This window comes from Streptomyces sp. NPDC059454 (assembly GCF_042749965.1).
Lineage (GTDB): Bacteria > Actinomycetota > Actinomycetes > Streptomycetales > Streptomycetaceae > Streptomyces.
Genome location: NZ_JBHYVC010000001.1, coordinates 125,584 through 151,960, shown reverse-complemented (window position 1 = coordinate 151,960; position 26,377 = coordinate 125,584). Strand labels below are relative to the sequence as shown.

Here is a 26,377-nt window from a genome sequence, read left to right as displayed (position 1 = left end):
CACTTCCTCGGGTAGCATCTTTGTGCAAGAGCCCCTTGCGCTATTGCGCCAGGGGCTTCGTCTATTCCGGGGCATCCGGTCCGACGGTTGGCGGCCAACGGTGGTCGCGGTGCACGCGGCGGTGATCCTCCGTGTGCGCCCTCGACCTTGGACATGCCCCGCCCGGAAGGGGTGTACGCGCGTGCCCGCACTTGTGCTGCTCGGTGCTCAGTGGGGTGACGAAGGCAAGGGAAAGGCGACGGACCTGCTCGGTGGTTCCGTCGACTATGTGGTGCGCTACCAGGGCGGCAACAACGCCGGCCACACGGTAGTCGTGGGTGATCAGAAGTACGCCCTCCACCTGCTCCCTTCCGGGATCCTGTCCCCCGGCTGCACGCCGGTCATCGGCAACGGAGTCGTCGTCGACCCGTCGGTCCTGCTCTCCGAGCTGAGCGGTCTGAACGAGCGAGGCGTCGACACGTCCAAGCTCCTGATCAGTGGAAACGCGCACATCATCACGCCGTACAACGTGACGGTGGACAAGGTGACCGAGCGGTTCCTCGGCAAGCGCAAGATCGGGACCACGGGCCGGGGCATCGGCCCGACCTACGCCGACAAGATCAACCGCGTCGGTATCCGCGTCCAGGACCTGTACGACGAGTCGATCCTCACCCAGAAGGTCGAAGCGGCCCTCGACGCCAAGAACCAGATGCTCACCAAGCTCTACAACCGGCGCGCGATCGCCGTGGAGCAGGTGGTCGAGGAGCTGCTGGGCTACGCGGACAAGCTCGCCCCGTACGTCGCCGACACGGTGCTGGTGCTGAACGAGGCGCTGGAGCAGGACAAGGTGGTCCTCTTCGAGGGCGGCCAGGGCACACTGCTCGACATCGACCACGGCACGTACCCCTTCGTCACCTCGTCCAACCCGACCGCGGGCGGCGCCTGCACGGGCGCGGGCGTGGGTCCGACGAAGATCAGCCGGGTCATCGGCATCCTGAAGGCGTACACGACCCGCGTCGGCGCAGGACCGTTCCCGACGGAGCTGTTCGACGAGGACGGCGAGGCGCTGCGCCGCATCGGCGGCGAGCGGGGTGTCACCACCGGCCGTGACCGCCGCTGCGGCTGGTTCGACGCGGTGATCGCCCGCTACGCCACCCGCGTCAACGGCCTCACCGACTTCTTCCTCACCAAGCTCGACGTCCTCACCGGCTGGGAGCAGATCCCGGTCTGCGTGGCGTACGAGATCGACGGCAGGCGCGTCGAGGAACTGCCGTACTCGCAGACCGACTTCCACCACGCGAAGCCGGTCTACGAGATGCTCCCCGGCTGGAGCGAGGACATCAGCAAGGCGAAGTCCTTCTCCGACCTGCCGAAGAACGCCCAGGACTACGTCAAGGCCCTGGAGGAGATGTCCGGCGCCCCGATCTCCGCGATCGGCGTGGGCCCGGGCCGTACCGAGACGATCGAGATCAACTCGTTCCTCTAGGTTCTCCTTCCCGGAGACCCGGGGACCCGGGGACCCGATGGGACGGCCGGTGCGGTGACCCCGCCCGGCCGTCCCGCTCGGGCGGGACGCCCCCGTGTCCGTCGTGAGGGAAGCGGGGTGCTGCTGAGGTTCCGGGCGGCCACCGTCCGGTGACGCCCTGCTCCGGCCTCTGATGCCTCCGGACCGGAAGTGCCCGATGACCTGATCGTCCGGTCGAGCCGGAGGCTAGGGAGCGTGCTGGTCCTTCCGGAAGCCGGACGGGACCATCACGCCGCGACCGTCGACGGCCCGCCGCGTGCTCCCACCGGCATCCGCGGCGGCGGTGGACGAGGCGCCCCCTCGATGGACGACGACGACCGCCGCGAGGCCCAGGGCCAGGCCGAGGGCGGTCTGCGGACCGAACGGTTCGCTGAACATGAGGGCTCCCCAGACCGCCGTGACCGGGGCCATGAGGAACATGAGCGTGTTGACCTCGGTGACCCCGGAGCGCCGCAGGATGAGCCAGTACAGCCCGTACCCGCCGAAGGTCGGCAGGACCACGAGCCAGGTGATCGAGGCCCAGAAGGAGAGTTCGGCGGGCGGCGCGGCGGCCCCGGCGCCCACGGCGAGTGCCGTGAAGACGACGGCGCTGGTGGCGCAGTGGACGGTCAGCGACACCATGGGCGCCACTCGCACGCGGGAGCGGCTCTCCAGGAACGTGGCCACCACCAGCGAGATCATCCCGAGGAAGGGGATGAGGTAGGCCCACCAGGCCGCACCGGTGCCGGCCGCGGCGTCGGCCAGGGTGACGAGGGCGACGCCGCCCACCCCCAGGCACAGGCCGAGCCACTGCCGCCGCGAGACGTACTGGTGCAGCAGCGGTCCGGCGAGCGCTCCGGCGACGAGGGGCTGGACGCCGTCGATCAGGGCCGTGGTGCCGCTGGAGACCCCGAGCTGGATCGCGTAGTAGACGGTGAACAGGTAGCCGCTCTGCGACAGCGCGCCGATCACGGTCTGCCGGGCCATGTCCCGCGCCGCAAGGCCCCGCCACGACGCCCTGGAGACGACGGAGGCGATGATCAGGACGACGGCCAGCGGCAGGAACCGCCACATCAGGATCGTGACCGCGGACGCGCTGTCCGCGCCGAGCCTGGCCCCGATGAACCCGGAACTCCAGCAGAGCACGAAGGCGGTCGAGAGCAGGAGATTCATGCCGTTCCCTCTGGTCGTCTCCCCCTGAATAAACAGATCGGTATACCTACTGCCCGCTATACAGATCGGTATACTCCGGAGGTATGGGCACTGCCGGGAAACCGCGACGGATCACGCTGACGCCTGCCGCACGGCGCGTCGTGGAGGCCGCCGAAAGGCTGTTCTACGAGCGTGGCATCCATGCCGTCGGGGTGGACCTGATCGCCGCCGAGGCCGGGGTGACGAAGAAGACCCTCTACGACCGGTTCAGCTCCAAGGAGCAGATCGTCGTGGAGTACCTCGCGGCCCGTGACGAGCGCTGGCGGGCCTTCCTCGCCCTGTATCTCGACGCCGCGGGGCCGAAGCCGACGGCGCGCGTCCTGGCCGTCTTCGACGCCTCACGCGCGTGGGCGGCGGAGCACGGTTCCAAGGGGTGCGGCATGGTCAACGCCCACGCCGAGATCGGCGGTCCGGCCCACCCGGCGCACCCGGCCCGCTCGGTCGTCAACGGTCAGAAGCAGTGGATGCTCGCCCTGTTCACCGACCTCGCGGGGGGCGTCGCCCCAAAGGGGGCCGGCCGGCTGGGCGAAACGCTCATGCTGCTGCACGAGGGGGCACTCGTCGCCCACGGCCTGGACATGTTCGCGGATCCCATCGGCCGGGCCCGAGAGGAGGCGCGCGCCCTCCTCGCCGCCGCCGAGGGCTCCGCGACGCGGCGGTGAGCCCGGGGCCGAGGGGTTCGGCGCCCCGATCTCCGCGATCGGCGTGGGCCCGGCCGTGCCGGGACGGTCGAGATCAACTCGTTCCTGCGGGAGCACCCGTTCCGGCCGGCCGCCGGCGTCCCCCGACGAGGGGCGCCGGTGGTTTCGTCGGCACGGGCATATCCTGACATTCAGTGCGTGCATCGAACGGAAGAGGGTGAGTGCGATGCGCGTGATGCTCAAGGCGACGCTGGACACCGAGAAGTCGAACGAGCTGCTGCGCAGCGGGAAGATGCCCGAGCAGATCAAGGGGATCCTCGACCGGCTGCAGCCGGAGGCGGCCTACTTCGGTCCGCTGGGCGGGCGGCGGACGATGGTGCTGGTCCTCCACATGCAGGACAGCTCGGAGGTGCCCCCGGTGGGCGAACCGTTCTTCACCCACATGAACGCCGAGGTCGAGATGTGCCCCGTCATGAACGCGGAGGACCTTCAGAAGGGACTCGCGCAGCTGGGCTGACCCCCTGCCGTCAGCTGAAGACGATCATCGACCCCTGTGCCAGGCTCCGTGTCGCCGCCGCGTGCAGGCCCAGCCAGACGTGGCGTTCGCGGGCGAAGGGGCTGGGGTCGTAGGGGGCGGGGCCGGCCGGCTCCTCCAGCTCGGTCGGACCGCGCGGGGGCTCGGGTGCGGCCGGGGGGTTCGCCGGGTCGATGCCGATGGACGCGGCGACCAGCTCCAGCTCCCGCAGCAGCACGTGGGAGGAGCCCAAGGGGCCGCCGCCCGCGAGGAGTTCGTCGTTGGCGAGGGGGTGCGGGAAGTCGACGGGGACGTACGCGCCCGCGTGGTCGTAGTGCCAGACCAGGTGGGACTGCTGGGCCGTCGTCTCGAACATCTCCAGCAACTGCTCGTAGTCACCGCCCAGTTCGTCCACCGGCGTGACCGGCAGTCCGCACACCTGGAGCAGGTACACCCGCCGCAGGAAGTGCAGCGCGTCGTAGTCGAAACCCGCGACCGGGGCCACCTCGCCGGACAGTCCCGGCATGTACTGGTACACCGGCACCGGTGGCAGGCCGGCCCCGGCGAGCACCGCGTTGTACTGCGCGAGTTCCTCGGCGAACGGATTGTCGGGCGTGTGGCACAACACGTCGACGAGCGGTACCAGCCACAGGTCACAGGCCAAAAGAGGGCTCCTCGCACAGCGCGGTGGTCAAGGTGGTCGGGGTGTTCGTCGTGGTCAGGGAAGCGTAGCGGCGCCCGGCGCGGGCGGCTCCTCCCGTGCGGACCCCGGTACGGGTCACTTACCCATCCCGTCGGCCGTCAGCCCCTCGATGAGGGAGAGCGCGTGCGTGTTGTACGACTCGACGATCGCGTGGGCCGAATCGGTGTCCCGGCGTGACAGGGCGTCGACCAGATCGGTGTGTTCGGCCCACAGCCGCCCGCGCAGATCGGGCAGCCGCCGCAGATGCTGCACCACACACACCCAGGTCTGGACGCGCAGCCGGTGCAGGAAGTCGGTGAGGTACGGGTTGCCGAACACGGACCCGAGTTCGCGCCAGAAGCGCAGGTCGTAGCCGATCAGCACGGTGACCTCCCCGGCGAGGGCCGCGCGCTGCGCCTCCTCGCCGCGCCTGCGCACTCCGGCGAGGGCGGCGGCGACCCGGGGTTCGTCCGGCCGGAGATGGGCCATGTGGCCGTCGGTCAGCGCGCGGAACATCCCGTCGACCACCAGGGTGCGGGCCTCGATCATGCCCCGGAAGTCGTCGACGGAGTACTCGTGCACCCGGAAACCCCGGTGCTGGTCGGCGTCGAGGAGCCCCTGCGCCGACAGGTCGACCAGCGCCTCCCGGACGGGGGTCGCGGACACCCCGTACTGATCGGCGATCTCCTTGACGGTGAACTCCTGCCCCGGCTGGAGCCGCCCGGCCAGCACCTCGTCACGGAGCGCGTCCGCGATCTGCTGCCGCAGGGTGCTGCGGGTCACGGTGCCGCTGCCGCTGAAGCCGGGCATGGTCGGGCGTCTCCCTCGTCGCGTTCGAGTGACGTGCGCGCGGATGTCTACGAACACGCCACCTTACGCGTTCGAACGGGCCCCGGGGTGTTCGAAAGGGTGCGAGGGGGAGACCGCCTCGCACCCGCTCACGTCGGCCTCCCGGCGCGATCACCCCACGTAGTCGTCCGCCACCGACAGGGCCGCGTCCAGCGCCGCCAGCCCCTCCTTCAGCTCCGCCTCGCTCGCGTTGCACGGCGGCACCACGTGGGTCCGGTTCATGTTCACGAAGGGCCAGACGCCGGCCTCCTTCGCGGCGGCGGCGAAGGCCGCCATCGGGGCGTTCGCCTCACCGGCCGCGTTGTACGGCACCAGCGGCTCCCGGGTCTCCCGGTCGCGCACCAGCTCCAGCGCCCAGAACATGCCGGTCCCGCGGACCTCGCCCACGCTCGGGTGCCGCTCCGCCAGCTCCCGCAGTCCGGGCCCGACGACGGACGCGCCGAGGGCCGCCGCGTTCTCGACGACGCCCTCCTCCTCCATCACACCGATCGTCGCGACGGCGGCGGCGCAGGCCAGCGGATGCCCCGAGTACGTCAGACCGCCCGGGTACGGCCGCTTTCCGAACGTGTCGGCGATCGTCCCGGAGATCGCGACGCCGCCCAGCGGCACATACCCGGAGTTCACGCCCTTCGCGAAGGTCATCAGGTCCGGGACGACGTCGTACAGGTCCGCCGCGAACCACTTCCCGGTCCGCCCGAACCCGGCCATGACCTCGTCGAGGACGAAGACGATGCCGTGCTTGTCGCAGATCTCGCGCACGCCCGCGAGGTAACCGGCGGGCGGCAGCATGATGCCCGCCGTTCCCGGGACGGTCTCCAGGACGACCGCCGCGACGGTCGAAGGACCCTCGAAGGCGATCGTCGTCTCCAGGTGCTCGAGCGCCCGCGCGCACTCCTGCTCCTCGGTCTGAGCGTAGAAGCGGGAGCGGTACAGGAACGGCGCCCAGAAGTGCACGACCCCGGCCGTGCCGCTGTCGGAGGCCCAGCGGCGCGGGTCACCGGTGACGTTGACCGCCTGCTGGGTGCCGCCGTGGTACGAGCGGTAGGCGGAGAGCACCTTGGGGCGGCCGGTGTGCAGCCGCGCCATGCGCAGGGCGTGCTCCACGGCGTCGGCGCCGCCGTTGGTGAAGAAGATCCTGTCCAGGTCCCCCGGGGTCCGCTCGGCGATCAGCCGCGCCGCCTCCGACCGTGCCTCGACGGCGAACGCGGGCGCGAACGTCGTCATCCGCGCCGCCTGCTCCTGGATCGCGGCGACGACCTTCGGGTGCTGGTAGCCGATGTTGGTGTAGACGAGCCCGCTGGTGAAGTCGAGGTAGCGCCGGCCGTCGTAGTCCCAGAAGTACGACCCCTCCGCCCCGGCGACGGCGAGCGGGTCGATGAGTTCCTGAGCGGACCAGGAGTGGAACACGTGCGCACGGTCGGCGGCCTTGACGGCGGCCCCGAGCTCGGGGTTCGGCTGAGGGGTCATACGGCCGAGGGTAGGCCGGGGCCGCGGGGCCGCGACATCGGCGGCCTGTCTGCGGTGGGGGAGTTTCCGCGACAGGTTGTCGACGACATCGATGGACAGCAAGCTGTCTTAATGACAAGATACTGTCATCTGCTGGCGTACCCACAAGGGAGCGGTCATGACCCGCAAGCCCGTGCATCTCGCCCTCTACGACACCTTCGCCGACTGGGAGACCGGTCACGCCACCGCGCATCTGGCGCGCGCCGGCTACGAGGTGCGTACGGTCACCCCGGCCGGGGAGCCCGTCACCGGCATCGGCGGACTCCGCGTCCTGTCCGACCTCGCGCTCGACGGGCTGCGGCCCGAGGACAGCGCGCTGCTGATCCTTCCCGGCGCCGACCGCTGGGACGAGGGCGACGACCTCGCCCCCTTCGCCCGCACCGCCCGCGCCTTCCTCGACGCCGGTGTGCCCGTCGCCGCGATCTGCGGCGCCACCGCCGGGCTCGCCCGCGAAGGGCTGCTCGACGAACGGGCGCACACCGGTGCCGCCGCTCCCTACCTCGCCGCGACCGGGTACGCGGGCGCCGCGCGGTACGTCGAGGCCGACGCGGTCACCGACGGCGGTCTCGTCACCGCCGGTCCGACCGAGCCCGTCGCCTTCGCCCGCGAGATCTTCCGGCTGCTCGGGGTCTACGACGAGGAGGTGGCCGACGCCTGGTACCGGCTGTTCCACGACTCGGACCCCGAGGCGTACGCCGCGTACGCGAAGGCCCTGGCCCGGTGAGCCGGGAGCGTCAGGACCTGCTCAGCCGGGGCGCGATCGGCGCCTTCCGGCTGAACGGCCGGTTCCTCGCGGTCGCCGAGGAACTGGCCCGGCCCGCCGGGCTCACCGCGGCCTGGTGGCAGGTGCTCGGCGCGGTCCTCGGCGAGCCGCTGCCGGTCTCCGGGATCGCCAGGGCCATGGGCATCACCCGGCAGAGCGTGCAGCGCGTCGCCGATCTGCTGGTGGAGCGCGGGCTCGCCGAGTACCGGCCCAACCCGGCCCACCGCCGCGCCAAACTCCTCGCCCCGACCGAGGAGGGACGCGCGGCGGTCAGCCGCGTCGACCCCGGCCACGCGGCCTTCGCGGAGCGGCTGGCGGAGGCGTACGAAGCGGCGTACGGGGAGGCGGAACTCGCCCGGGCGGTGGAGGCGCTGGAACGCCTGTCCACGGTGCTGGACGCACTCGGACCGCCTGTTACGGAACCGTAGACGTCGCCCGGCCCACCGGGTACCGGCCCCGCACTATCCTCGGGATGTTGCTCATCGGGGGAAGGCGGCGCGGCGATGGACAAGCTCGGGCCCGGGGATCCACAGCGCATCGGGGCGTACCGGCTGCTCGCGCGGCTCGGAGCCGGCGGCATGGGGCAGGTCTACCTCGCCCGCTCCGACCGGGGACGTACCGTCGCCGTGAAACTGGTCCGCGAGGAGCTGGCCCAGCGGGAGGAGTTCCGGGCGCGCTTCCGCCAGGAGGTGCGGGCCGCGCGACAGGTCGGCGGCGACTGGACGGCGCCGGTCCTCGACGCGGACACGGAGGCGCCCGTGCCGTGGGTCGCCACCGGGTATGTCGCCGGGCCCAGCCTCCAGCAGGTGGTCGGGCGCGACCACGGGGCGCTGCCCGAGCGTTCGGTACGCATCCTCGCCGCCGGTCTCGCGCACGCGCTGAAGGACATCCACGCCGCCGGGATCATCCACCGGGACCTCAAGCCGTCCAACGTGCTCGTCACCATCGACGGTCCGCGCGTCATCGACTTCGGGATCGCGCGGGCGCTGGAGACGGTGACCGACGGCGGGCTCACCCGCACCGGCGCACTCGTCGGCTCGCCCGGCTTCATGGCGCCCGAGCAGGTGCGCGGCGACCGCATCACACCGGCCTGCGACGTGTTCTGTCTCGGCGCGGTACTCGCCCACGCCGCCACCGGCACGTTCCCGTTCGGCACCGCCGACAGCGGTGTGCACGCGCTGATGTTCCGCATCGCCCAGGAGGAACCCGACCTGGAGCGGGTGCCCGAGGGTCTCGCCGATCTCGTACGCGACTGCCTGCGCAAGGACCCGGCGGCGCGGCCCACGCTGGACCAGGTCCTGCGACGCACCGGTGCGGACGACACCGTCGCCGGCGGCCGCTCCCGCGACCCCTGGCTGCCGGGTGCCCTGGTGGCCCAGCTCGGCCGCCACGCGGTCCGCCTCCTGGACGCGGAGGACCCGGAGACCCCGGTGCCCCCCACACCGGCGGGCGCGCCTCAGACCGCCTGGCCACCGGTACCGCCGGTCAACCCCGCCCCCGCTCCGGCAGCCGGGCAGGGCGGTCCCGCGGGGTATCCCGGTGTGCCCGGAGCCGGGCAGCCGGGTGGTGCCCCCGCTCGGGCGGCCGGGCAGGAGCTGCCGCCCGGGGCGGCGTACCCCGGCGCGCCCGCTGCCGCACAGGACGGTTCCGCCGGAACGGACGCGCCGGCGGCCGGGCAGGCGGTGTCGCGCGGGGCGTACCCCGGCGCGCCCGCCGACGGGCGCCAGGTGCCGTCAGGACCGGCGCATCCCGGCGCGCCCGTCGGGTCATCGGTACCGCCCGGGGCGGGCCACCGCGCCGGTACCCCCGAGCACGCCCGTGCCGCCGACGACTCCGCCGTGCCGCCCGCGGCCGGCCCGGCCTCCCCGCCCTCGCCCGGGCAGCCGGGGATGAATCATCTGCCCACCCTCGTGGCGGGTCAGAACACCCCGGCCCCGGCGCCGGGGCCGTACGGGCACCCCCAGCAGCCCGCGTACGGCTACCCCTACAACGGGTACGCCGCCGGCCCGACTCCGCCCTACGGGTCACCGCCGTTCGGGCCGGCGTCCGAGCCGCGGCGGGACGGCCGTTCCACCGTGCTGCTCGTGGTGATCGCGCTGGTCGTCGCGCTCGCCGCCGGCGGCACCGTGTACGCGTTGATGAGCGGCAAGGACGCCGACAACCGGGCCGGCGGCGACCCCACCACACCCCCGTCGCCCAGCAGCGCGCCCCGGAGCACCGCCCCCGCCACCCCGGACGGCACACAGCCGACCGACACACAGCGGCCCAGCACCTCCGCGCCCGCGGACGGGACCGTTCCCGCCGACTACCTGGGCAGTTGGTCCACCACCATCGACAACGCGAGCGGCGAACACACCCGCGTGCTCACCCTCCAGCAGGGCGAGGTCGGTGACACGGTGATGTCCCTCGTCGCCGACGGGCCCACCGGCAGCGGCACCTACCACTGCGTCTTCGAGGCCCGGCTCACCGGCAGCTCCGGCGGCCGGCTGGAGCTCGGCCCGTCCTCCGTGACGGTCGGGCAGCCGCGCAGCGCCTGCACCCCGGGCTCCGCCAGCGAGATCACCCTCCTCTCCGACGGCTCGCTCCAGCGCGTGAACACGGGCGACGGCGAACAGCTCACCTACACGCGGGACTGACGCACCGCACCGACTCCGCGTTCTTTCAACGGGGTTGAACGTTCGGCGAACTCCTGCGGACGGACATCGCCGACCGCTCCGCACGACCGTACGGTGACTGCCCGGTCGGACGTGCGGGCAGTGGCGGGGGCGGCACGATGCAGTGGCTGAGCGCGGAAAATCTGGTGGCCGTGGCGACGGCGATCCTCGGTGTCGTCGCCTCCGCCGTCATGGTCTGGTACGAGCGGCGGGTACCCCGCCGCAAACGCATCGGGTACCGCGTGCAGTTGGATGTCCCGATCGGTGACGGCCAGCGGTCGAGCCGCACCAGCCGGCGGGAGGGCTGGTTCGACACGGCGGCGGGGATGACGCACGCCAGCATGGTGCTGCTGCGCATCGAGAACGACGGCTCGCAGACCATCGTCCGCGACGACTACCAGAGCCCGGGAAGCCAAGGTCTGACCGTGGAGTTCAGGGAGCGCACCATCCTCGGCGTCTCGGTCACCCAGCCGTCGGAGACCAGCCACCTCCTCGAGCACTTCACCCAGGAGGGCGGCTTCGGCTATCAGGACGGCATCCTGCGCCTCCCGTGCGTCCCACTGAACCGGGGTGCCTACTACAAGCTGCTGGTGCTGCTCTCCGGTGGCCGCGTGGGTGACGAGATCCAGTTGAGCGGCGACCTCAGCGAGGGCGACGTGCACCGCAACCGCAGTGCCACCCCGGACGACAAGGCCCCGCTGTTCAGCCGTGCGGCGCGGCTGATCACCATCACGCTCACGCTGTGCGTGGTGGCCCTGGCGGTGATCGTCGTGGCCCAGGACGACAGCCCGCCCCCCATCGGCTGCAGGAGCGGCACCCTGACCCTCGCCGGCTCGACGGCGTTCGCACCGGTGCTGCGGGAGGTCGCGGAGAAGTACGAGCGGGACTGCGCGGACGAGGACCCACGCATCGAGGTGGACCCGCACGGGTCGACGGCCGGGATACGGGACCTGGCGGCGGCCGGGGCGGAGGCGGAGAACGGCTCGCCGCCACTGGTGGCCCTGTCGGACGGACCCAAGCCGAGCGGGCTGTCCGAACTGCGCGAGAACCAGGTGGCGGTGTCGGTGTTCGCGCTGGTGGTGAACGAGGACGTGCGGCTGCGGAACCTGTCGACGACGGACGTACGACGGCTGTACCGGGGCGAGATCGCGAACTGGAGCGAGCTCGGCGGCCCGGACCTGGCGGTCCACCTGGTCAGCCGGGACGCCAACTCGGGCACGAGACAGGTCTTCCAGCGCCGCGTGCTGGACCGGGGCGAGATCGCCCACTCCTCCGTCGACTGCGTGCACAAGGACGATCCGACCGCCCCCGTCATCCGCTGTGAACTCGACTCCACCGACCAGGTGCTGGAAACCGTCGCCGACATCCCCGGCGCGATCGGCTACAGCGAACACGCCCGCGCCTCCCGGGTGAAAGGGCTGCACCGGCTGAACCTCGACGGGGAGGTCCCGTCCGTCGACGCCATCGAGCGCGGCACGAGCTCCTACCCGTACCGGGAGATCGAGTACGCCTACACCTACGGGCAGCCGCCGGCGAACTCGCTGGCGTCGGGTTTCCTGACGTACCTCACGCGCGGCATCGGCCAGGAGGTGATCCGCACCCACGGCCACCTGCCGTGCTGGACACCGGCGGGGATGGAGCTCTGCGAGCGGCCCGCACCGTGACGAACCGGCTCAGCGCGGCTCGGGCGGACGCTGCCGCGGCATGTTGGGGCGGGCCGGTCCCTGCGGGGACGGGAAACGGCCGGGCGGGAGGGACCCCTCCGGGCGTCCGGCACCCGACACCGCCGTCTGGATGCCCAGCGGCGCGCCACCCGTGCGGAACTCCACCATCCAGTCGGCCGTCTCGACCCGCACCAGCTCGGTGACGTCCTCCGAGAACCGCCGCAGCACCGACAGGCACCGCTCGGCCGCCTCGCTCGCCGTGCCGTCCGCCGGGCCGAGCACCTCGCGCACGCACTCCGACGCCCAGTCGAACTGGAACGCCTGCAGCCGCCGCTGCACGGCCTGCGCGGTCGCCACGTCCCGCATCCAGCCGGACGTCATCCCGAAGAACCGGTCCCCGGCCACACAGGCCACCCCGAGCAGCAGCGCCAGATAACCCCAGGGCGCGGACCCGTCGGCCATCCCGGTCAGATCGAGCAGCGGCAGCGCGGCCCCGGTCAGCGCGCCCACGGCCGTCCCGGCCCGCAGCGCCCACGCGCACCGCCGCTTCCACACCCGGTCCGCGAGGTACCAGGCGGCCGTGTCCAGCGCGCCGCGCTCCACCCACCGGTACAGCTCGTCCAGCCGGGCCGCCGGCTCACCCCAGTCCCCGAGCGGGAACTCCCGCCCCTCCAGGTCGCCCGGCCGCAGCCCGGCCTCCCCTTCGCCCCACCCGTCCTGAGGCCGACCCTCGGGCTGCATCTCCGGCTGACCCACCCGGTATCTCCCTACTGACCCCTGCTGACTCCGCGTACTTTCCGTCCATGAAGTGTGACGCCAGGTGCTCACGCGCCTGACCCTTCCTACCGCCCAACGGGTGGCGGCGCCGGGGGTTCGGGCTCTTCGTCGCCCGGAAGATGGCCGTGATCAGGTATAGGGCCCCACCGTGACTCACTCGAAAGAGTGCCGGGGCAACGGCCTCCGTGACCACGTAGGCTCGTGCCGAACGGTAAAACCCTTACCGACGGACCGACCAAGGAGCTGAATCGTGATCCCCGGTGGTGGCCAGCCGAACATGCAACAGCTGCTCCAGCAGGCCCAGAAGATGCAGCAGGACCTGGCCAGGGCCCAGGAGGAGCTGGCGAGGACCGAGGTCGACGGGCAGTCGGGAGGCGGCCTGGTGAAGGCCACCGTCACCGGCTCCGGCGAGCTGCGCGGCCTCGTGATCGACCCGAAGGCGGTGGACCCGGAGGACACCGAGACCCTCGCCGACCTGATCGTCGCGGCGGTCCAGGCGGCCAACGAGAACGCGCAGGCCCTCCAGCAGCAGAAGCTCGGCCCGCTGGCCCAGGGGCTGGGCGGCGGCGGTCTCCCAGGTCTCCCCTTCTGACCCCTCGAACCTTTCGAAGACGGCCCGCGGGCCTCTACCGTACGTACTGAAGGAACACCAGGAAGGGACGGCAGTCCGTTGTACGAAGGCGTGGTCCAGGACCTCATCGACGAACTGGGGCGGCTGCCCGGCGTCGGTCCCAAGAGCGCGCAGCGGATCGCCTTCCACATCCTCCAGGCGGAACCGACGGACGTACGGCGTCTGGCGCACGCGCTGATGGAGGTCAAGGCGAAGGTCCGCTTCTGCGCGACCTGTGGGAACGTCGCGCAGGAGGAGCAGTGCAACATCTGCCGCGACACCCGCCGCGACCCGGCCGTCATCTGCGTCGTGGAGGAACCGAAGGACGTCGTGGCGATCGAGCGCACCCGTGAGTTCCGGGGCCGCTACCACGTCCTCGGCGGCGCGATCAGCCCGATCGACGGGGTCGGGCCCGACGACCTGCGTATACGAGAACTTCTCGCGCGGTTGGCCGACGGTACGGTCACGGAGCTGATCCTGGCCACGGACCCGAATCTGGAAGGCGAGGCCACGGCGACGTACCTCGCCCGCATGATCAAGCCCATGGGCCTGAAGGTCACCCGCCTGGCCAGCGGCCTCCCGGTGGGTGGCGACCTGGAATACGCGGACGAGGTCACCCTCGGCCGCGCCTTCGAGGGGAGACGACTCCTAGATGTCTGATGCCACGCTGCACGCGACCGACCGGAACCCGGACGACTTCGCGGTCCAGATCGCGGACCAGATCGAGAGCTTCCTGGTCGCCGTCACAGAGGTCGCGAAGGGCGACGAGCCGGACTCGGCGGTCCCCTTCCTCCTCCTGGAGGTCTCCCAGCTCCTCCTGGCCGGCGGCCGTCTGGGCGCGCACGAGGACATCGTCCCCGACGAGCGCTACGAGCCCGACCCCGGACCCGAGGCCGACGTGGACGAACTCCGCGAGAACCTCGCCCGGATGCTCGACCCGATCGACGTCTACTCCGAGGTCTTCGACCCCTACGAGCCCCGCAAGGCCCCGGTCCCGGCCCGCATCTCCGACGACCTCACCGACGTCATCTCCGACCTCCGCCACGGCATGGTCCACTACAAGGCCGGCCGCACCACGGAGGCCCTGTGGTGGTGGCAGTTCTCCTACTTCTCCAACTGGGGGTCCACGGCGTCCGCGGCCCTGCGCGCCCTCCAGTCCGTGGTCGCCCACGTCCGCCTGAACCAGCCCCTCGCCGAACTCGACGGCCTCGACACCGACCAGGGCATGGGCGACGACACCCTGGAGTTCGAGGCGGGCCAGGTCATGGCGGAGGAGATCGGGGAGCCGCTGGGCGTCCGCCCGGTCACGTGACGAAAAAAGCGTGAGCATATAGCAGGCAAGTGTCCATTGGGTGCTCAAATGAGTGCTTGATGGACAGTGTCGGCCGATGTGCTCACGCTTTTTGGATGGGTGTGCCCCTGCCGGCGTCCGCCGCGTGAACGACCGTGTGTACGTGGGCGACGCGGTCAAGGCCGCGGCGCCGGACCGGGGCCGGCTCCTCCCTGTCGAGCGGAAGCCGCCGGTGGGCTTCCGCTTCGTCGTCCACGAGGCGGCGTTGCACAGCCCACAGGCGGACGTGGACCAGTTGCGTCATCTGCTTGAGGTGTCTCGGCTCCGGAACGTCGTGCTTCAGGTGCTCCCGTTCGACAGGGCCGTCCCCGTTGCGCTGATGGGACCGATGGTCCTGCTGGAGACTCGTGACCACGAACGATTCGTTGTCGCCGAAGGTCCGTTGGTGAGCGGACTTTCGGCCGATCCAGGGGTTGTCGGCCTTGCGACGGAGCGGCTTGGCGTGATCCGCACGCAGGCGCTCAGCCCTGCCGAGTCGGCCCGTTCCGTCGAGCGGATGGTGGATCGCCATGAATGACCAGCCGACGTGGTTCAAGTCGAGCTACCGCGACTCGGAGGGCGGCAACTGCGTCGAGGTCGCCGTGACCGACGCCGTCCACATCCGCGACTCCAAGAACCCCACGGGCCCCGGACTCCACGTCACCGCACCCGCCTGGTCGGCGTTCGTCGCCGCTGCTCGGCCGAGCTGACCGGTGCGTCGAACCGAACCTTCGATGGATCAGGCGCCCGTCGCCCGGTCCGAGCGGAGCCGGGTGCGCAGGGCCGGCAGCCGGGCGTGGTCCCCGGAGTCGGCCAGGCCCTCGTCCAGGGCCAGGAGCGAGAGGAGCCGCACCGGGCGGCCGGCGGTGGCCGCGGCCTCCAGTTCGTGGTGGCCGTCGAGGAGGAAGTGGGTCAGGCCCCAGTGCCGGTAGTGGTCGGCCGACAGGTCGAGAGCGGGTTCGCACACGTCCGGCGTCGAGACCGCCACGGCCGTCGGGACCGTTCCCCGGGCCATGAGTTCGACGTACTCCTGGACGCGCTCCCGCGTGTTCCATGTCGGGGGGACCATGGGCACGATGAACTCGTAGAGGTGGGCGGACGCGTCGACCGTGGTCTCGAAGGTCCGGTAGTACGGCGTGTGCGGGTACTCCGGGAGGCCCCAGAACTGGTCGAGCCCCCACGTGGCCACCTGCTCGCCGCTGAAGCAGTCGCCCTCCCGGCCGGGGACGACCGGCCGGGGCTCCACCTGGAGCAGCACCGGAAGGTACTCGCCCTCCGGCAGCAACGCACCGAACGCCTCGACGACGCCGCCGTCGTCCGGACCGGCCAGTGTGCCGGTGAGCCGCTCCCGCACGCGCTCCAGTGACAGCGTCTGCCGGGCGGTCTCCAGTCGGCGGAACAGGAACGGGCACGTTCCGCACCAGGGGCTGAGTTCGAAGGCGGGCTCCCCGTCGACCACGAGCAGCCTGCGGCCCGGTCCGCTCCCGCTCTCCCGCCGTTCCGCCTCGAAGCGCAACCGCGCCCCGGACTCCGGTACGCCGAGCCTGCGCGGCTCGCCCGATTCGATCAACACGTGCCCGACCGTACGGGACGCCGCAGCCAGGCCGTCCGAAAGGCAGCGGCCCGTGTGTGACGCGGGGCACTTTTCCGAGTGGTCCGTGTCGGGATGGGCATGAGCCCCCTGCACGGGCGCCGGGGAGTCTCACCATGCGATATCGCGGAGGCGATTTTCGGGCGCTCGATAGACTGAGCCGACCGCAGCGCACACATATGTGTGCGGGCTGCGGAAAACGACGGACTGAGCGAGGAGCGCACGTGGGCCTTGTCGTGCAGAAGTACGGAGGCTCCTCCGTAGCCGATGCCGAGGGCATCAAGCGCGTCGCCAAGCGGATCGTGGAAGCCAAGAAGAACGGCCACCAGGTGGTCGCCGTGGTTTCCGCGATGGGCGACACGACGGACGAGCTGATCGATCTCGCCGAGCAGGTTTCCCCGATCCCTGCCGGGCGCGAGCTCGACATGCTGCTGACCGCCGGAGAGCGGATCTCCATGGCCCTGCTGGCCATGGCGATCAAAAACCTGGGCCACAACGCCCAGAGCTTCACCGGCAGCCAGGCAGGTGTCATCACCGACTCGGTCCACAACAAAGCCCGCATCATCGATGTCACGCCGGGCCGGATCAAGGCCTCGGTGGACGAGGGCAACATCGCCATCGTCGCCGGTTTCCAGGGCGTCAGCCAGGACACCAAGGACATCACCACGCTCGGCCGCGGCGGCTCCGACACCACCGCCGTCGCCCTCGCCGCCGCGCTCGACGCCGAGGTGTGCGAGATCTACACGGACGTGGACGGTGTGTTCACCGCCGACCCGCGCGTGGTGAGCAAGGCCCGGAAGATCGACTGGATCGCGTTCGAGGACATGCTCGAACTGGCGGCCTCCGGGTCCAAGGTGCTGCTCCACCGCTGTGTGGAGTACGCCCGCCGGTACAACATCCCGATCCACGTCCGCTCGTCCTTCAGCGGACTGCAGGGCACGTGGGTCAGCAGCGAGCCGATGAAGCAAGGGGACAAGCAGGTGGAGCAGGCTCTCATCTCCGGTGTCGCGCACGACACCTCCGAGGCCAAGGTCACGGTCGTCGGTGTGCCGGACAAGCCCGGCGAGGCCGCCTCGATCTTCCGTACGATCGCCGATGCCGAGATCAACATCGACATGGTCGTGCAGAACGTGTCCGCCGCGTCCACGGGCCTGACGGACATCTCCTTCACCCTGCCGAAGACCGAGGGCCGCAAGGCCATCGACGCCCTGGAGAAGAACAAGGGCGCCATCGGCTTCGACTCCCTGCGCTATGACGACCAGATCGGCAAGATCTCCCTGGTCGGCGCCGGTATGAAGACCAACCCGGGGGTCACCGCCGACTTCTTCACGGCGCTCAGCGACGCCGGGGTGAACATCGAGCTGATCTCGACCTCCGAGATCCGTATCTCGGTCGTCACCCGCAAGGACGACGTGCCGGAGGCCGTGCGCGCCGTGCACTCGGCGTTCGGCCTCGACTCGGACAGCGACGAGGCCGTGGTCTACGGAGGCACCGGCCGCTGATGGCCGAGTCCGTACGGCCCGGACGTTCCGGGCGGCCGACGCTCGCGGTCGTGGGGGCGACCGGGGCCGTCGGTACCGTGATGCTCCAGATCCTGTCCCAGCGGGCGGACGTCTGGGGCGAGATCCGACTGATCGCCTCCCCGCGCTCGGCCGGCCGCAAGCTGGCCGTGCGCGGCGAGGAGACCGAGGTCGTGGCGCTCACCGAGGAGGCCTTCGACGGGGTCGACGTCGCGATGTTCGACGTACCCGACGAGGTCTCCGAGCGGTGGGCGCCCGTCGCCGCCGCGCGGGGCGCGGTGGTGGTCGACAACTCGGGCGCGTTCCGCATGGACCCGGACGTGCCGCTCGTCGTCCCCGAGGTCAACCCGCACGCGGTGCGGAGGCGTCCGCGCGGGATCGTCGCGAACCCGAACTGCACCACTCTGTCGATGATCGTCGCGCTGGGCGCGCTGCACGCCGAGTTCGGCCTGCGCGAGCTGGTCGTCTCGTCGTACCAGGCGGTCAGCGGTGCCGGGCACGCGGGCGTGCGGACGCTGCGCGAACAACTGTCCCTGGTGGCCGGTACGGAGCTGGGGACCCATCCCGGTGACGTACGGCGGGCCGTGGGGGACAACACCGGGCCGTTCCCGGAGCCGGTCGCGCTGAACGTCGTACCGTGGGCCGGGTCGCTGCGGGAGGACGGCTGGTCCTCGGAGGAGATGAAGGTGCGGGACGAGTCCCGCAAGATCCTCGGTCTGCCCTCACTGCCGGTGGCGGTCACCTGCGTACGCGTCCCGGTGGTCACCACGCACTCCCTCACCGTGCACGCCCGCTTCGAGGGCGAGGTCACCGTCGACAAGGCGCGCGAGATCCTCGCCACGGCACCCGGAGTGGTCCTGTTCGACAACCCGGCCGCGGGGGAGTTCCCCACCCCCGCCGACGTCGTCGGCACCGATCCGACCTGGGTCGGGCGGGTACGGCGGGCCCTGGACGACCCCACCGCGCTGGAGCTCTTCGTGTGCGGGGACAACCTGCGCAAGGGAGCGGCGCTCAACACCGCGCAGATCGCCGAACTGGTGGCGGTTGAACAGTAAAAAGTTCTGGATCGCACAGCATTCGTTTGTAGGATCTGTGTAAGTCCTGTGCGCGCCGGATTCCCGGCCCTGGCCACTTGATCAGGCCGTTCCGGCGACAGAGGATTGCACCAGGCGTGTACAAGGATTCACCTCCCCGTCATCCGCAACCGGGCGGAGGGCGGGGAGCGTCTTTGCGGTCACCCCCTACCGGGGGCGTGGGGGCGCTGCTCTCCGGACGTGGGGACGTCCGGAACCGGGCGTGGGGACGCCCGTTCATATGAGACACAGGGGAAGAGCGGGACACATGCGGGCATTCGATGTGCTGTCGGTGGTGCTGCCTGACGCGGGCGGGCGGGCGGCCACGTCGGCCGCCGCAAAAGTGCCGCCCCGCGCGTACAACCCTTACGAGGGGAAGCGTGTCCAACTGGCGTGGCTGAGGTACTCGACTTCACAGCGCCGCGTGGCACGGCCCTCCGGCCGCCCCGCCCGGCTCGCCGACCCCGCACGCCCGGCGCGTCCGGCGGCGGCATGCCGGTGATCGCCCCCATGCCCGCAGCGCGCCCCGCCCGCATCCCCGGTCAGCGTGACGGCACCGACGACGTCGTGGCGGCCGGCACCACCGTCGACCACCTCACCGAGACCTACCGCGCGCACTACCGCTCGCTGCTGGGCCTCGCGGCGCTCCTCCTCGACGACACCGCCTCGTGCGAGGACGTCGTGCAGGAGGCGTTCATCCGCGTCCACTCCGCCCGCAAACGCGTCCGGGAGCCGGAGAAGACCCTGGCCTACCTGCGCCAGACGGTCGTCAACCTGTCCCGTTCCGCGCTGCGCCGTCGCATCCTCGGCCTCAAGCTGCTCTCCAAGCCCATGCCCGACATGGCGAGCGCGGAGGAGGGTGCCTACGACCAGCTGGAGCGCGACTCCCTCATCAAGGCGATGAAGGGCCTGCAGCGCCGCCAGCGCGAGGTGCTGGTGCTGCGCTACTTCGCGGACATGACCGAGGCGCAGGTCGCCGAGACCCTCGGCATCTCGCTGGGCTCGGTGAAGGCGTACGGCTCGCGCGGTATCGCGGCGCTGAGGCTGGCCATGGAGGCGCCGGCATGAGCGACGACGAGGACGCGCGGCGCGAGGAGCGCGGGCCGGAGGTCCGGGGGACCCCCCGCCCGTCCGGCGCCGCGCGGACGTCCGAGGGCGTGCCCGCGCCCGAGGACGTACGGGGATCCGGCGACGGGAACGAACCGAAGCACACGCACGCTGGGAACGGAACTGTGAACGACGGCCTGGACGGACAGAGCCCCAAGGGGCTCGACGCGGACGAGCTGGCACTGCGCACCCTGCTGCAGCAGGCGGTGCGGGAGGTGGAGCCGGGCGACGGCACCCTGGAGTATCTGCGCCGGGCCGTCCCGGCCCGCCGGGCCCGCAAGCGCCAGGCCCTCGTCGGGGCGGCCGCGGCCGCCCTCTTCCTCGGCACCGCCGTTCCCGCCCTCGTCCACGTCTCCGGCGTCACCGGCTCCGACGCCAACCCCTCCGCCGTCGGCCACGCCGCGCAGGCACAGGGCGGCACCGGCCAGGGCAAGGACCCGAAGGGCGGCGAGAGCACCGCGGGCGGCACCTCGGACCAGGTCGAGGGGACCGACAAGGGCGACAAGAAGGAGAAGGAGAAGGACGGCGAGAGCACCGGCTCCGGTACGGGTACGACGGAGGGGGCCGATCCCTCGTCCACCGTCGCTGCCGGGACGCCCGCCTGCACCGCCGCCCAGCTCGGCCCGGCGGCCGCGTCCAGCGCCGCCCCGGAATCCACGGGCGCGGTCTACGGCTCGTTCCGGGTCACCAACGTTTCCACCGCGAGCTGTACCGTCGAGGCCGCCGGCTCCGTGAGCGCGATGCCGCAGGGTGCCGCCGACGCCACCAAGGTGGGCTCGGCGCGGCATGTGGCGGGAGACGCGGCGGCCGGGCTGCCCGACCCCTCCCTGGAGGCCGCGGAGCTGGTGCTCGAGCCGGGTGCGGCGTACGAGGTGAAGTTCGCCTGGGTGCCCTCCGAGACCTGCACGGCTCCGGGCGACAGCACGGGCGGCGGCACCGGCGGCCCCTCGCCCGACCCGACACCGACCGGCGACCCGGACACGACGACCGGTACGTCCACGGGCACCGACAGCGGCACGGCCACCCAGCTGGTCAGGGAGGACGGCACGGTGGAGGGCAGCGTGGCGGTGACGTACACGCCGCCCACGGGCTCGGGCCCGGCCACCACGACGGTGAGCAACGCGTGCGCGGGCACGGTGTACTACACAGGGCTGCTGACGGCGGTGTGACGGGCGGGCGGCCCTTCCGGTCCGTCGTCAGACCGCTGACGGACTCGACCGCTCCGGTTCCCGCTCCCCGTCTCCGTCCTGGTCCTCGTCCGGGACCAGGCCCAGTTCCGCGTCGCGGACGAACTCCAGCTCGCGGCGGAACAGCCGGAACCACATGAAGATCACGAAGCCCACGAAGGCGAACCACTCGGCGGTGTAGCCGAGGTTCTGGAACGCCTTCAGGTCCAGCCCGGTACCGCCCGGCGCGGTCGCCGGCACCGCCTCCATGCCCGAGTCGCCGCGGTTGAGCGTGATCCAGGCGTCGTACACGTCGTACTCCACGAGGTTCACCAGCGACGCCGAGCTGATCGCCGCCGTCTGCCCCCGCGGCAGGCCGCCGCGGGCGCTGACGCCGTTGTTGCCCGGGGTCTCGGACGCCTGGAGCGCGCCGGTGACGGTGACCTCACCGGTGGGCGCCGCGGGCACCTCGGCCGGATCGGGGGTGCCGGGCAGCCAGCCCCGGACGACGGGCAGCGCCCGGCCGGTGTCGGTGCGCAGCAGGGTCAGGACGTAGTAGCCGTCCCTGTCGTCCAGCTTCCGGTCGGGCACCAGCAACTGGGTGTCGTACCGACCGCTCGCGGTGGTCTGCTTGCCGGAGGTGGCCTTGGTCACGGGCAGCAGGCCGTCCAGCGGCCTGGCCGCCTCCCGCTTGTCCGTGGCGATCCGCGCCTCGGCGTCGCGGTGGCTGTCCACCCGGTCCTCGAACCGGCCCAGCTGCCAGGACCCCATGAAGACGCAGAAGGGGATGGAGAGCAGCAGGAAGACGTTGATCCCCCACCAGCGGGGCGTCAGCAGAAACCGGTACACGCCCTCAACGGTACGGGTCCGCGGGTGGTTCCCGGCCCGCGGGGTCGTCCTGCGGCGGGCCGTCGCCACGAGGGGCCGGTGAAGGATCGGGGAGAAGTTGTCCACAGGCTGGGGAGCTCGGCGGCGCGACGCCCTCCCGGACGGGCAGTATGGGGTCATGACTGAGAGCAACGGGTCCGACGCGCCGGGCCGGGCGGACCACCAGACCGAACGAGTGGAACAGGGCGCGGGCATGCCCGACTGGGAGAAGCGCTTCCGGGCACCCCGGGTGTCCCTGCCCGACTGGGCGGAGGACGCCCCCGACCGCTCCCTGTTCGTGTCGAACGCGACGGGGACGTACGAGCTGTACGCCTGGGACCGGGTGACGGGCGAGCAGCGGCAGGTGACGGACCGGCCCAACGGCACGACGGACGGTGTGCTCTCGCCGGACGGCGAGTGGATCTGGTGGTTCGACGACAAGGACGGCGACGAGTTCGGCGTGTGGCGCCGGCAGCGGTTCTGGGGCGGCGAGGACGAGCTCGCGGCACCGGGCCTCGACCCTTCGTACCCGGCGGGACTCGCGCTGGGCCGGGACGGCCGTACGGCGGTCGTGGGCCGTTCCACGGACGAGGACGGTACGACGATCCACCTGGCCCGCACGGGCGAGGGGCCCGTGGAGATCTACCGGCACCGCGAGTCGGCGGGCGTCGGGGACCTCTCCCACGACGGTTCGCTGATCGCCGTGGAGCACACCGAGCACGGTGACGCGATGCACTCCGCGCTGCGGGTGCTGCGGCCCGACGGCACGACGGTCGCCGAGCTCGACGACACCGAGGGCGGCACCCGGGAACTGGGCCTGGAGGTGCTGGGCTTCGCACCGGTCGCGGGTGACACCCGGCTGCTCATCGGTCACCAGCGGCGCGGACGCTGGGAGCCCCTGGTGTGGGACGTGGCGACGGGGGAGGAGACCGACCTCGCGCTGGAGCTGCCCGGTGACGTGAGCGCCGAGTGGTACCCGGACGGCACGGGACTGCTCGTCGTGCACGGCTTCGAGGCCCGCGGCGAGCTGTTCCGCTACGACCTGGCCGAGCGCCGGCTGGTGGAGATCCCCACCCCGCGCGGCGCGGTCTCGGGTGCGACGGCCCGGCCCGACGGCAGCGTGGAGTACCTGTGGTCGTCGGCGGCCCAGCCGCCGGCGGTGCGCTCCACGACGGGCGGAGTGGTCCTCGACCCGCCCGGCATGAAGTCGCCCGGGTCGGTCCCGGTGGAGGACGTGTGGGTGGAGGGCCCGGGCGGCCGCATCCACGCGCTCGTCCAGAAGCCGGCCGGCGCGAGCGGTCCGTTCCCGACGGTCTTCGACATCCACGGCGGCCCCACCTGGCACGACAGCGACTCCTTCGCGGCCGGCCCGGCCGCCTGGGTCGACCACGGCTACGCGGTGGTCCGCGTCAACTACCGGGGCTCCACGGGCTACGGCCGCGCCTGGACCGACGCGCTGAAGCACCGGGTGGGCCTGATCGAGCTGGAGGACATCGCGGCGGTACGGGAGTGGGCGATCACCTCGGGTCTCGCCGACCCGGCCCGGCTGGTCCTCACCGGCGGCTCCTGGGGCGGCTACCTCACCCTGCTCGGCATCGGCACGCAGCCCGACGCGTGGGCGGTGGGCATCGCGGCGGTTCCGGTCGCCGACTACGTCACGGCGTACCACGACGAGATGGAAGCGCTGAAGGCGATGGACCGCACGCTGCTCGGCGGCACCCCGGAGGAGGTCCCCGACCGCTTCGAGGCGTCCTCGCCCCTCACCTACGTCGACCGGGTGGAGGCCCCGGTCTACATCTCGGCGGGCGTCAACGACCCCCGCTGCCCCATCCAGCAGATCGAGAACTACGTCGAACGCCTGGAGTCCCGGGACGCGGTCCACGAGGTCTACCGCTACGACGCCGGCCACGGCTCACTGGTAGTGGACGAACGCATCAAGCAAGTCCGCCTGGAACTCGCCTTCGCGGCCAAGCACCTACCCGCGTAGCTGGGGCAGTCGTGCCGCTGGGCCGGCGCCCGCCTTCCAGCGCCTCCGCAGCTGCGGGCAGTCGTGCCTCCCCCAGAGCCCGAAAGGGCCTGGGAGGTGCCCCCAGGGCGGCACGGGTGGGCGCAGCGGCACCCCGCGAACGCGGGCAAGCGAAGCCCACCCCGCCCGGCGACAGCCCCACGCACCCGCGAACGCGGGCAAGTGAAGCCCACCTCCGCCCAGCGGCACGCGGCACGCGGCGTGCGGCACGCGTCACGTCGCACTCCGCGGCCGCGGCCGCGCCCGCCGCCCCAGCAACTCCGCCAGCCCTCGCCGGGTGGCGGCCAGCACCACCCGGTCCTCGGCACGCAGCACGTACGTATCGGGGAGGTCCCACACCAGCCCGGAACCGGGCACCCCCTCCCCGCCGGAGGCGGACCCCGCCGTGTCCAACGCCAGCACCCGCCAAGCCCCCGCCCGAAACGCCTCGCCCACCGTCCGCCCCTCCAGCTGCGCATACCCGCCCACGACGACCGCCGCGAACAGCAGCACCCGCCGCTCCACCGGAATCGCCCCCAGGATCTGCCGCCCCATCATCGCCCCGGCGAACGCGGGCGCGGCCAGATGGGAAACGCTCCGGCTCCGCGTCAGCGCCGAGGGGTGCGCGGTCCGCAGCGTCCGGTACACCGCCTTCGCGAAGTCGTCGTCGTACAGCCGCAGCACCGCCCGCAGATCGGGCCGTACGGACCGCGCGTACAGCACCGCCTCCAGGTTCGTCGTATCCGCACTGGTCAGTGCCAGCAACGCGTCCGCACGATGGATCTTCGCGGACTCCAGCACCCCCTCCTGCGTGACGTCCCCCAGCACCACCGGCACCCGCAACCGCCGCGCCACGGCCAGGCCCCGCGCCTCCGGATCGGCCTCGACGCACACCACCGGGATGTGCAGCTCCCGCAGCCGCGTCAGCACTCGCGTCCCGATCTTGCCCAGCCCGAGCAGCACGACGTGCCCGCCCAGTCCGCGCGGCGGCTTCCGCAGCGCCGACGCCGTGCGGAACGTCCCCAGCGCCTCCAGCACCGCCGCCAGCAGCACCGGCAGCAGCAGCAACCCCACCAGCATGGACAGCAGTTGCAGTACCTGCCGTCCGGTGGACTGGTGGTGCGCGGGCTCGTTGATCGCGAAGAGGTCGAGCAGGGTGACGTACGTGGCGTGCAGCGGATTGTCCCGGGTCACCAGGGTCAGGGCGACCGCGAGGGCGATCACCGCCGCCACCAACCCCGCCAGCGACCACCGCAGCCGTCGCGAGAACAGCGAGGCGAACGGCGGCCCGCCGCGCCCGGCCGGCAACGAAGGCCCGGAGTAGGACAGTTGCTCCAGCACCACCGTCCCCCGCCCGGTCGCCGCCGCCACCGCCGCCGCGTCGGGCAGCAATCGCGGACCCTGCTCGCCGCTGTCCTCCGAACCCTCGTCCCCGGCCGGGTCGTTGCTGGTCGCGGAGAGCAGCGCGAGGGTGCACAGTCCCGGGTCGGCCACCTCGCCGGGCCCCGGCGGCCGGCGCTCCACCGCGCGCAACAGCAGCCCCTCCGCGTCGACGACCTTGCTGGTGCCGACGAGTGCGGTGGCGACCAGCGCGGGCGCGGCCGTGTCGGCGTCGGACAGCACGGTCGTGGCGTTGTCGGCCCCACCGGCCCCGCCATGCTCCGGCGCACCGTCGCTGCCCGCCAACGCGGAGGCCTGATCGAGGAGTTCCTCGATGTGCTGCCCCAGCCGCCGGTTGTAGAGCCGGAGGACGAGCCGCAGTCGGGGGTTGAGCCGGCGGGCGGTCAGGGCGGCACGGATGTTGGCCTCGTCGTCGTCGTACACCAGCGCCAGCGCGGCGGCGCGCTCCACCCCGGCCTCGGCGAGCACGGCCTCGGTCGGCTCGGCGGCCTCCACGACCCGTTCGCCGGAACCGGAACCGGAGCCCGTCGGCCCGTCAAAGGAGGCGCCGTTGCCCCGGTTGACGGCGGTCACGACCCGGTCGAGCAGGGCCGCGGAGGCCGCGCGGGCCCGCCCCACCATCGGCTGCCGCACGCGACGCCCGGCCGGCGGCACGACGAGGGTCACCTGCTCGCCGTACACACCGCGCAGTTCGGCGGCGAGCCGGTGCGCCAGCCCGTCGTCACCGCACACCACCATGTGCGCGGACGGATCGCCGGGCAGGGCCGGGCCGGGAAGGATGCTCACCACAGGTGAAGAGACTGCCTCATCGTGGCGGGTGGTTCCAGGCCGTGTCTGAACGGCCGTGCCCCGTCCTCCGTACCAAGGGGGAGGGACCCGAGCGCGGCCCCGCTCTCTCGCGCGCGTATCCACCGGAGGTGCACCCGGCCCGTGGCCATCACGAAACCGTCCCCGCGCGGCAC

25 protein-coding genes are annotated in these 26,377 nt (G+C 72.1%); 17 read left to right on the top strand and 8 right to left on the bottom strand.

Annotated elements, in window-relative coordinates:
• Positions 1-181 precede the first annotated feature (181 nt).
• The gene (locus ACFXAE_RS00730) at positions 182-1,465 is read left to right on the top strand and encodes an adenylosuccinate synthase (protein ID WP_384706203.1); all 1,284 of its coding nucleotides are present in this window, start codon (positions 182-184) and stop codon (positions 1,463-1,465) included.
• Positions 1,466-1,690: 225 nt separating this feature from the next.
• Here the strand turns inward: ACFXAE_RS00730 and ACFXAE_RS00725 are convergent, their stop codons facing one another.
• Entirely contained in the window at positions 1,691-2,656 is a 966-nt protein-coding gene (locus tag ACFXAE_RS00725; RefSeq protein WP_384706201.1) for a DMT family transporter, read from the bottom strand.
• 83 nt (positions 2,657-2,739) lie between these two features.
• Here ACFXAE_RS00725 and ACFXAE_RS00720 point away from each other — a divergent pair, with 83 nt between their 5' ends.
• The gene (locus ACFXAE_RS00720) at positions 2,740-3,357 is read left to right on the top strand and encodes a TetR/AcrR family transcriptional regulator (protein ID WP_384706199.1); all 618 of its coding nucleotides are present in this window, start codon (positions 2,740-2,742) and stop codon (positions 3,355-3,357) included.
• Positions 3,358-3,562: 205 nt separating this feature from the next.
• Positions 3,563-3,853: a hypothetical protein gene (locus ACFXAE_RS00715; RefSeq protein WP_384706197.1), complete on the top strand. Its 291-nt coding sequence runs from the start codon at positions 3,563-3,565 to the stop codon at positions 3,851-3,853.
• 10 nt (positions 3,854-3,863) lie between these two features.
• Here ACFXAE_RS00715 and ACFXAE_RS00710 read toward each other — a convergent pair whose 3' ends face one another.
• The 3 genes from ACFXAE_RS00710 to ACFXAE_RS00700 all read right to left on the bottom strand — a co-directional run bounded on the left by ACFXAE_RS00710 (position 3,864) and on the right by ACFXAE_RS00700 (position 6,848).
• The gene (locus tag ACFXAE_RS00710) at positions 3,864-4,514 is read right to left on the bottom strand and encodes a hypothetical protein (RefSeq protein WP_384706195.1); all 651 of its coding nucleotides are present in this window, start codon (positions 4,512-4,514) and stop codon (positions 3,864-3,866) included.
• 114 nt (positions 4,515-4,628) lie between these two features.
• Positions 4,629-5,342 (bottom strand): GntR family transcriptional regulator, encoded by a 714-nt coding sequence (locus ACFXAE_RS00705; protein ID WP_384706193.1) that lies wholly within the window; start codon positions 5,340-5,342, stop codon positions 4,629-4,631.
• A gap of 150 nt (positions 5,343-5,492) precedes the next feature.
• Positions 5,493-6,848 (bottom strand): aspartate aminotransferase family protein, encoded by a 1,356-nt coding sequence (locus ACFXAE_RS00700; protein WP_384706191.1) that lies wholly within the window; start codon positions 6,846-6,848, stop codon positions 5,493-5,495.
• A gap of 157 nt (positions 6,849-7,005) precedes the next feature.
• Between ACFXAE_RS00700 and ACFXAE_RS00695 the strand changes: the two genes are divergently transcribed.
• The 4 genes from ACFXAE_RS00695 (at position 7,006) to ACFXAE_RS00680 (ending at position 11,968) form a co-directional block, all read left to right on the top strand.
• Positions 7,006-7,611 (top strand): type 1 glutamine amidotransferase family protein, encoded by a 606-nt coding sequence (locus ACFXAE_RS00695; RefSeq protein WP_384706189.1) that lies wholly within the window; start codon positions 7,006-7,008, stop codon positions 7,609-7,611.
• Positions 7,608-8,078 (top strand): MarR family winged helix-turn-helix transcriptional regulator, encoded by a 471-nt coding sequence (locus tag ACFXAE_RS00690; protein WP_384706187.1) that lies wholly within the window; start codon positions 7,608-7,610, stop codon positions 8,076-8,078. The genes ACFXAE_RS00695 and ACFXAE_RS00690 overlap by 4 nt, the downstream gene beginning before the upstream one ends.
• Positions 8,079-8,153: 75 nt before the next feature.
• Positions 8,154-10,286 carry a protein kinase gene (locus ACFXAE_RS00685; protein ID WP_384706185.1) on the top strand — a complete coding sequence of 711 codons (2,133 nt, stop codon included), beginning with the start codon at positions 8,154-8,156 and terminating at the stop codon, positions 10,284-10,286.
• Between the two features lie 137 nt (positions 10,287-10,423).
• Entirely contained in the window at positions 10,424-11,968 is a 1,545-nt protein-coding gene (locus ACFXAE_RS00680; protein ID WP_384706183.1) for a substrate-binding domain-containing protein, read from the top strand.
• Positions 11,969-11,977: 9 nt separating this feature from the next.
• Here ACFXAE_RS00680 and ACFXAE_RS00675 read toward each other — a convergent pair whose 3' ends face one another.
• Complete coding sequence (locus ACFXAE_RS00675; protein ID WP_384706181.1) at positions 11,978-12,724, bottom strand: SLATT domain-containing protein; 747 nt, start codon at positions 12,722-12,724, stop codon at positions 11,978-11,980.
• 271 nt (positions 12,725-12,995) lie between these two features.
• Between ACFXAE_RS00675 and ACFXAE_RS00670 the strand changes: the two genes are divergently transcribed.
• The 5 genes from ACFXAE_RS00670 (at position 12,996) to ACFXAE_RS00650 (ending at position 15,395) form a co-directional block, all read left to right on the top strand.
• Positions 12,996-13,337, top strand: coding sequence for a YbaB/EbfC family nucleoid-associated protein (locus ACFXAE_RS00670; protein WP_030863093.1), 342 nt, complete (start codon positions 12,996-12,998; stop codon positions 13,335-13,337).
• 78 nt (positions 13,338-13,415) lie between these two features.
• Positions 13,416-14,015 carry a recombination mediator RecR gene (recR, locus tag ACFXAE_RS00665; protein WP_030863096.1) on the top strand — a complete coding sequence of 200 codons (600 nt, stop codon included), beginning with the start codon at positions 13,416-13,418 and terminating at the stop codon, positions 14,013-14,015.
• Complete coding sequence (locus ACFXAE_RS00660) at positions 14,008-14,667, top strand: DUF5063 domain-containing protein (protein ID WP_384706179.1); 660 nt, start codon at positions 14,008-14,010, stop codon at positions 14,665-14,667. The genes recR and ACFXAE_RS00660 overlap by 8 nt, the downstream gene beginning before the upstream one ends.
• Positions 14,668-14,809: 142 nt before the next feature.
• Positions 14,810-15,223 carry a Scr1 family TA system antitoxin-like transcriptional regulator gene (locus ACFXAE_RS00655; protein ID WP_384706177.1) on the top strand — a complete coding sequence of 138 codons (414 nt, stop codon included), beginning with the start codon at positions 14,810-14,812 and terminating at the stop codon, positions 15,221-15,223.
• Entirely contained in the window at positions 15,216-15,395 is a 180-nt protein-coding gene (locus tag ACFXAE_RS00650) for a DUF397 domain-containing protein (RefSeq protein WP_384706175.1), read from the top strand. Before ACFXAE_RS00655 ends, ACFXAE_RS00650 begins: the two co-directional genes overlap by 8 nt.
• Before the next feature lie 29 nt (positions 15,396-15,424).
• On the opposite strand, the gene ACFXAE_RS00645 is transcribed toward ACFXAE_RS00650, so the two are convergent.
• Positions 15,425-16,258 carry a hypothetical protein gene (locus ACFXAE_RS00645; RefSeq protein WP_384706173.1) on the bottom strand — a complete coding sequence of 278 codons (834 nt, stop codon included), beginning with the start codon at positions 16,256-16,258 and terminating at the stop codon, positions 15,425-15,427.
• 242 nt (positions 16,259-16,500) lie between these two features.
• Between ACFXAE_RS00645 and ACFXAE_RS00640 the strand changes: the two genes are divergently transcribed.
• From ACFXAE_RS00640 to ACFXAE_RS00625, 4 genes are all read left to right on the top strand, one after another.
• Entirely contained in the window at positions 16,501-17,778 is a 1,278-nt protein-coding gene (locus ACFXAE_RS00640; protein ID WP_037933648.1) for an aspartate kinase, read from the top strand.
• A complete protein-coding gene (locus ACFXAE_RS00635; protein WP_384706171.1) occupies positions 17,778-18,851 on the top strand; it encodes an aspartate-semialdehyde dehydrogenase in 1,074 nt (357 codons plus the stop codon). The genes ACFXAE_RS00640 and ACFXAE_RS00635 overlap by 1 nt, the downstream gene beginning before the upstream one ends.
• Positions 18,852-19,361: 510 nt before the next feature.
• Complete coding sequence (locus tag ACFXAE_RS00630; RefSeq protein ID WP_384706169.1) at positions 19,362-19,937, top strand: SigE family RNA polymerase sigma factor; 576 nt, start codon at positions 19,362-19,364, stop codon at positions 19,935-19,937.
• Entirely contained in the window at positions 19,934-21,145 is a 1,212-nt protein-coding gene (locus ACFXAE_RS00625) for a hypothetical protein (RefSeq protein WP_384706167.1), read from the top strand. Before ACFXAE_RS00630 ends, ACFXAE_RS00625 begins: the two co-directional genes overlap by 4 nt.
• 27 nt (positions 21,146-21,172) lie before the next feature.
• Here ACFXAE_RS00625 and ACFXAE_RS00620 read toward each other — a convergent pair whose 3' ends face one another.
• Positions 21,173-21,991, bottom strand: a complete 819-nt coding sequence (locus tag ACFXAE_RS00620; RefSeq protein ID WP_384706165.1) for an SURF1 family protein — start codon at positions 21,989-21,991, stop codon at positions 21,173-21,175.
• Between the two features lie 157 nt (positions 21,992-22,148).
• On the opposite strand from ACFXAE_RS00620, the gene ACFXAE_RS00615 reads away from it, so the two are divergent.
• Positions 22,149-23,996 carry a S9 family peptidase gene (locus ACFXAE_RS00615; RefSeq protein ID WP_384706163.1) on the top strand — a complete coding sequence of 616 codons (1,848 nt, stop codon included), beginning with the start codon at positions 22,149-22,151 and terminating at the stop codon, positions 23,994-23,996.
• Positions 23,997-24,248: 252 nt separating this feature from the next.
• On the opposite strand, the gene ACFXAE_RS00610 is transcribed toward ACFXAE_RS00615, so the two are convergent.
• Positions 24,249-26,153: an NAD-binding protein gene (locus tag ACFXAE_RS00610; RefSeq protein ID WP_384706442.1), complete on the bottom strand. Its 1,905-nt coding sequence runs from the start codon at positions 26,151-26,153 to the stop codon at positions 24,249-24,251.
• Positions 26,154-26,377 lie beyond the last annotated feature (224 nt).

What these genes read in the sequence shown, in the direction of transcription:
- ACFXAE_RS00725 (WP_384706201.1), bottom strand. Translation starts at nt 2,656, where the DNA reads ATGAATCTCCTGCTCTCGACCGCCTTCGTGCTCTGCTGGAGTTCCGGG.
- ACFXAE_RS00720 (WP_384706199.1), top strand. Translation starts at nt 2,740, where the DNA reads ATGGGCACTGCCGGGAAACCGCGACGGATCACGCTGACGCCTGCCGCA.
- ACFXAE_RS00715 (WP_384706197.1), top strand. Translation starts at nt 3,563, where the DNA reads ATGCGCGTGATGCTCAAGGCGACGCTGGACACCGAGAAGTCGAACGAG.
- ACFXAE_RS00705 (WP_384706193.1), bottom strand. Translation starts at nt 5,342, where the DNA reads ATGCCCGGCTTCAGCGGCAGCGGCACCGTGACCCGCAGCACCCTGCGG.
- ACFXAE_RS00700 (WP_384706191.1), bottom strand. Translation starts at nt 6,848, where the DNA reads ATGACCCCTCAGCCGAACCCCGAGCTCGGGGCCGCCGTCAAGGCCGCC.
- ACFXAE_RS00695 (WP_384706189.1), top strand. Translation starts at nt 7,006, where the DNA reads ATGACCCGCAAGCCCGTGCATCTCGCCCTCTACGACACCTTCGCCGAC.
- ACFXAE_RS00685 (WP_384706185.1), top strand. Translation starts at nt 8,154, where the DNA reads ATGGACAAGCTCGGGCCCGGGGATCCACAGCGCATCGGGGCGTACCGG.
- ACFXAE_RS00680 (WP_384706183.1), top strand. Translation starts at nt 10,424, where the DNA reads ATGCAGTGGCTGAGCGCGGAAAATCTGGTGGCCGTGGCGACGGCGATC.
- ACFXAE_RS00660 (WP_384706179.1), top strand. Translation starts at nt 14,008, where the DNA reads ATGTCTGATGCCACGCTGCACGCGACCGACCGGAACCCGGACGACTTC.
- ACFXAE_RS00650 (WP_384706175.1), top strand. Translation starts at nt 15,216, where the DNA reads ATGAATGACCAGCCGACGTGGTTCAAGTCGAGCTACCGCGACTCGGAG.
- ACFXAE_RS00635 (WP_384706171.1), top strand. Translation starts at nt 17,778, where the DNA reads ATGGCCGAGTCCGTACGGCCCGGACGTTCCGGGCGGCCGACGCTCGCG.
- ACFXAE_RS00630 (WP_384706169.1), top strand. Translation starts at nt 19,362, where the DNA reads ATGCCGGTGATCGCCCCCATGCCCGCAGCGCGCCCCGCCCGCATCCCC.
- ACFXAE_RS00625 (WP_384706167.1), top strand. Translation starts at nt 19,934, where the DNA reads ATGAGCGACGACGAGGACGCGCGGCGCGAGGAGCGCGGGCCGGAGGTC.
- ACFXAE_RS00615 (WP_384706163.1), top strand. Translation starts at nt 22,149, where the DNA reads ATGACTGAGAGCAACGGGTCCGACGCGCCGGGCCGGGCGGACCACCAG.
- ACFXAE_RS00610 (WP_384706442.1), bottom strand. Translation starts at nt 26,153, where the DNA reads ATGGTGGTGTGCGGTGACGACGGGCTGGCGCACCGGCTCGCCGCCGAA.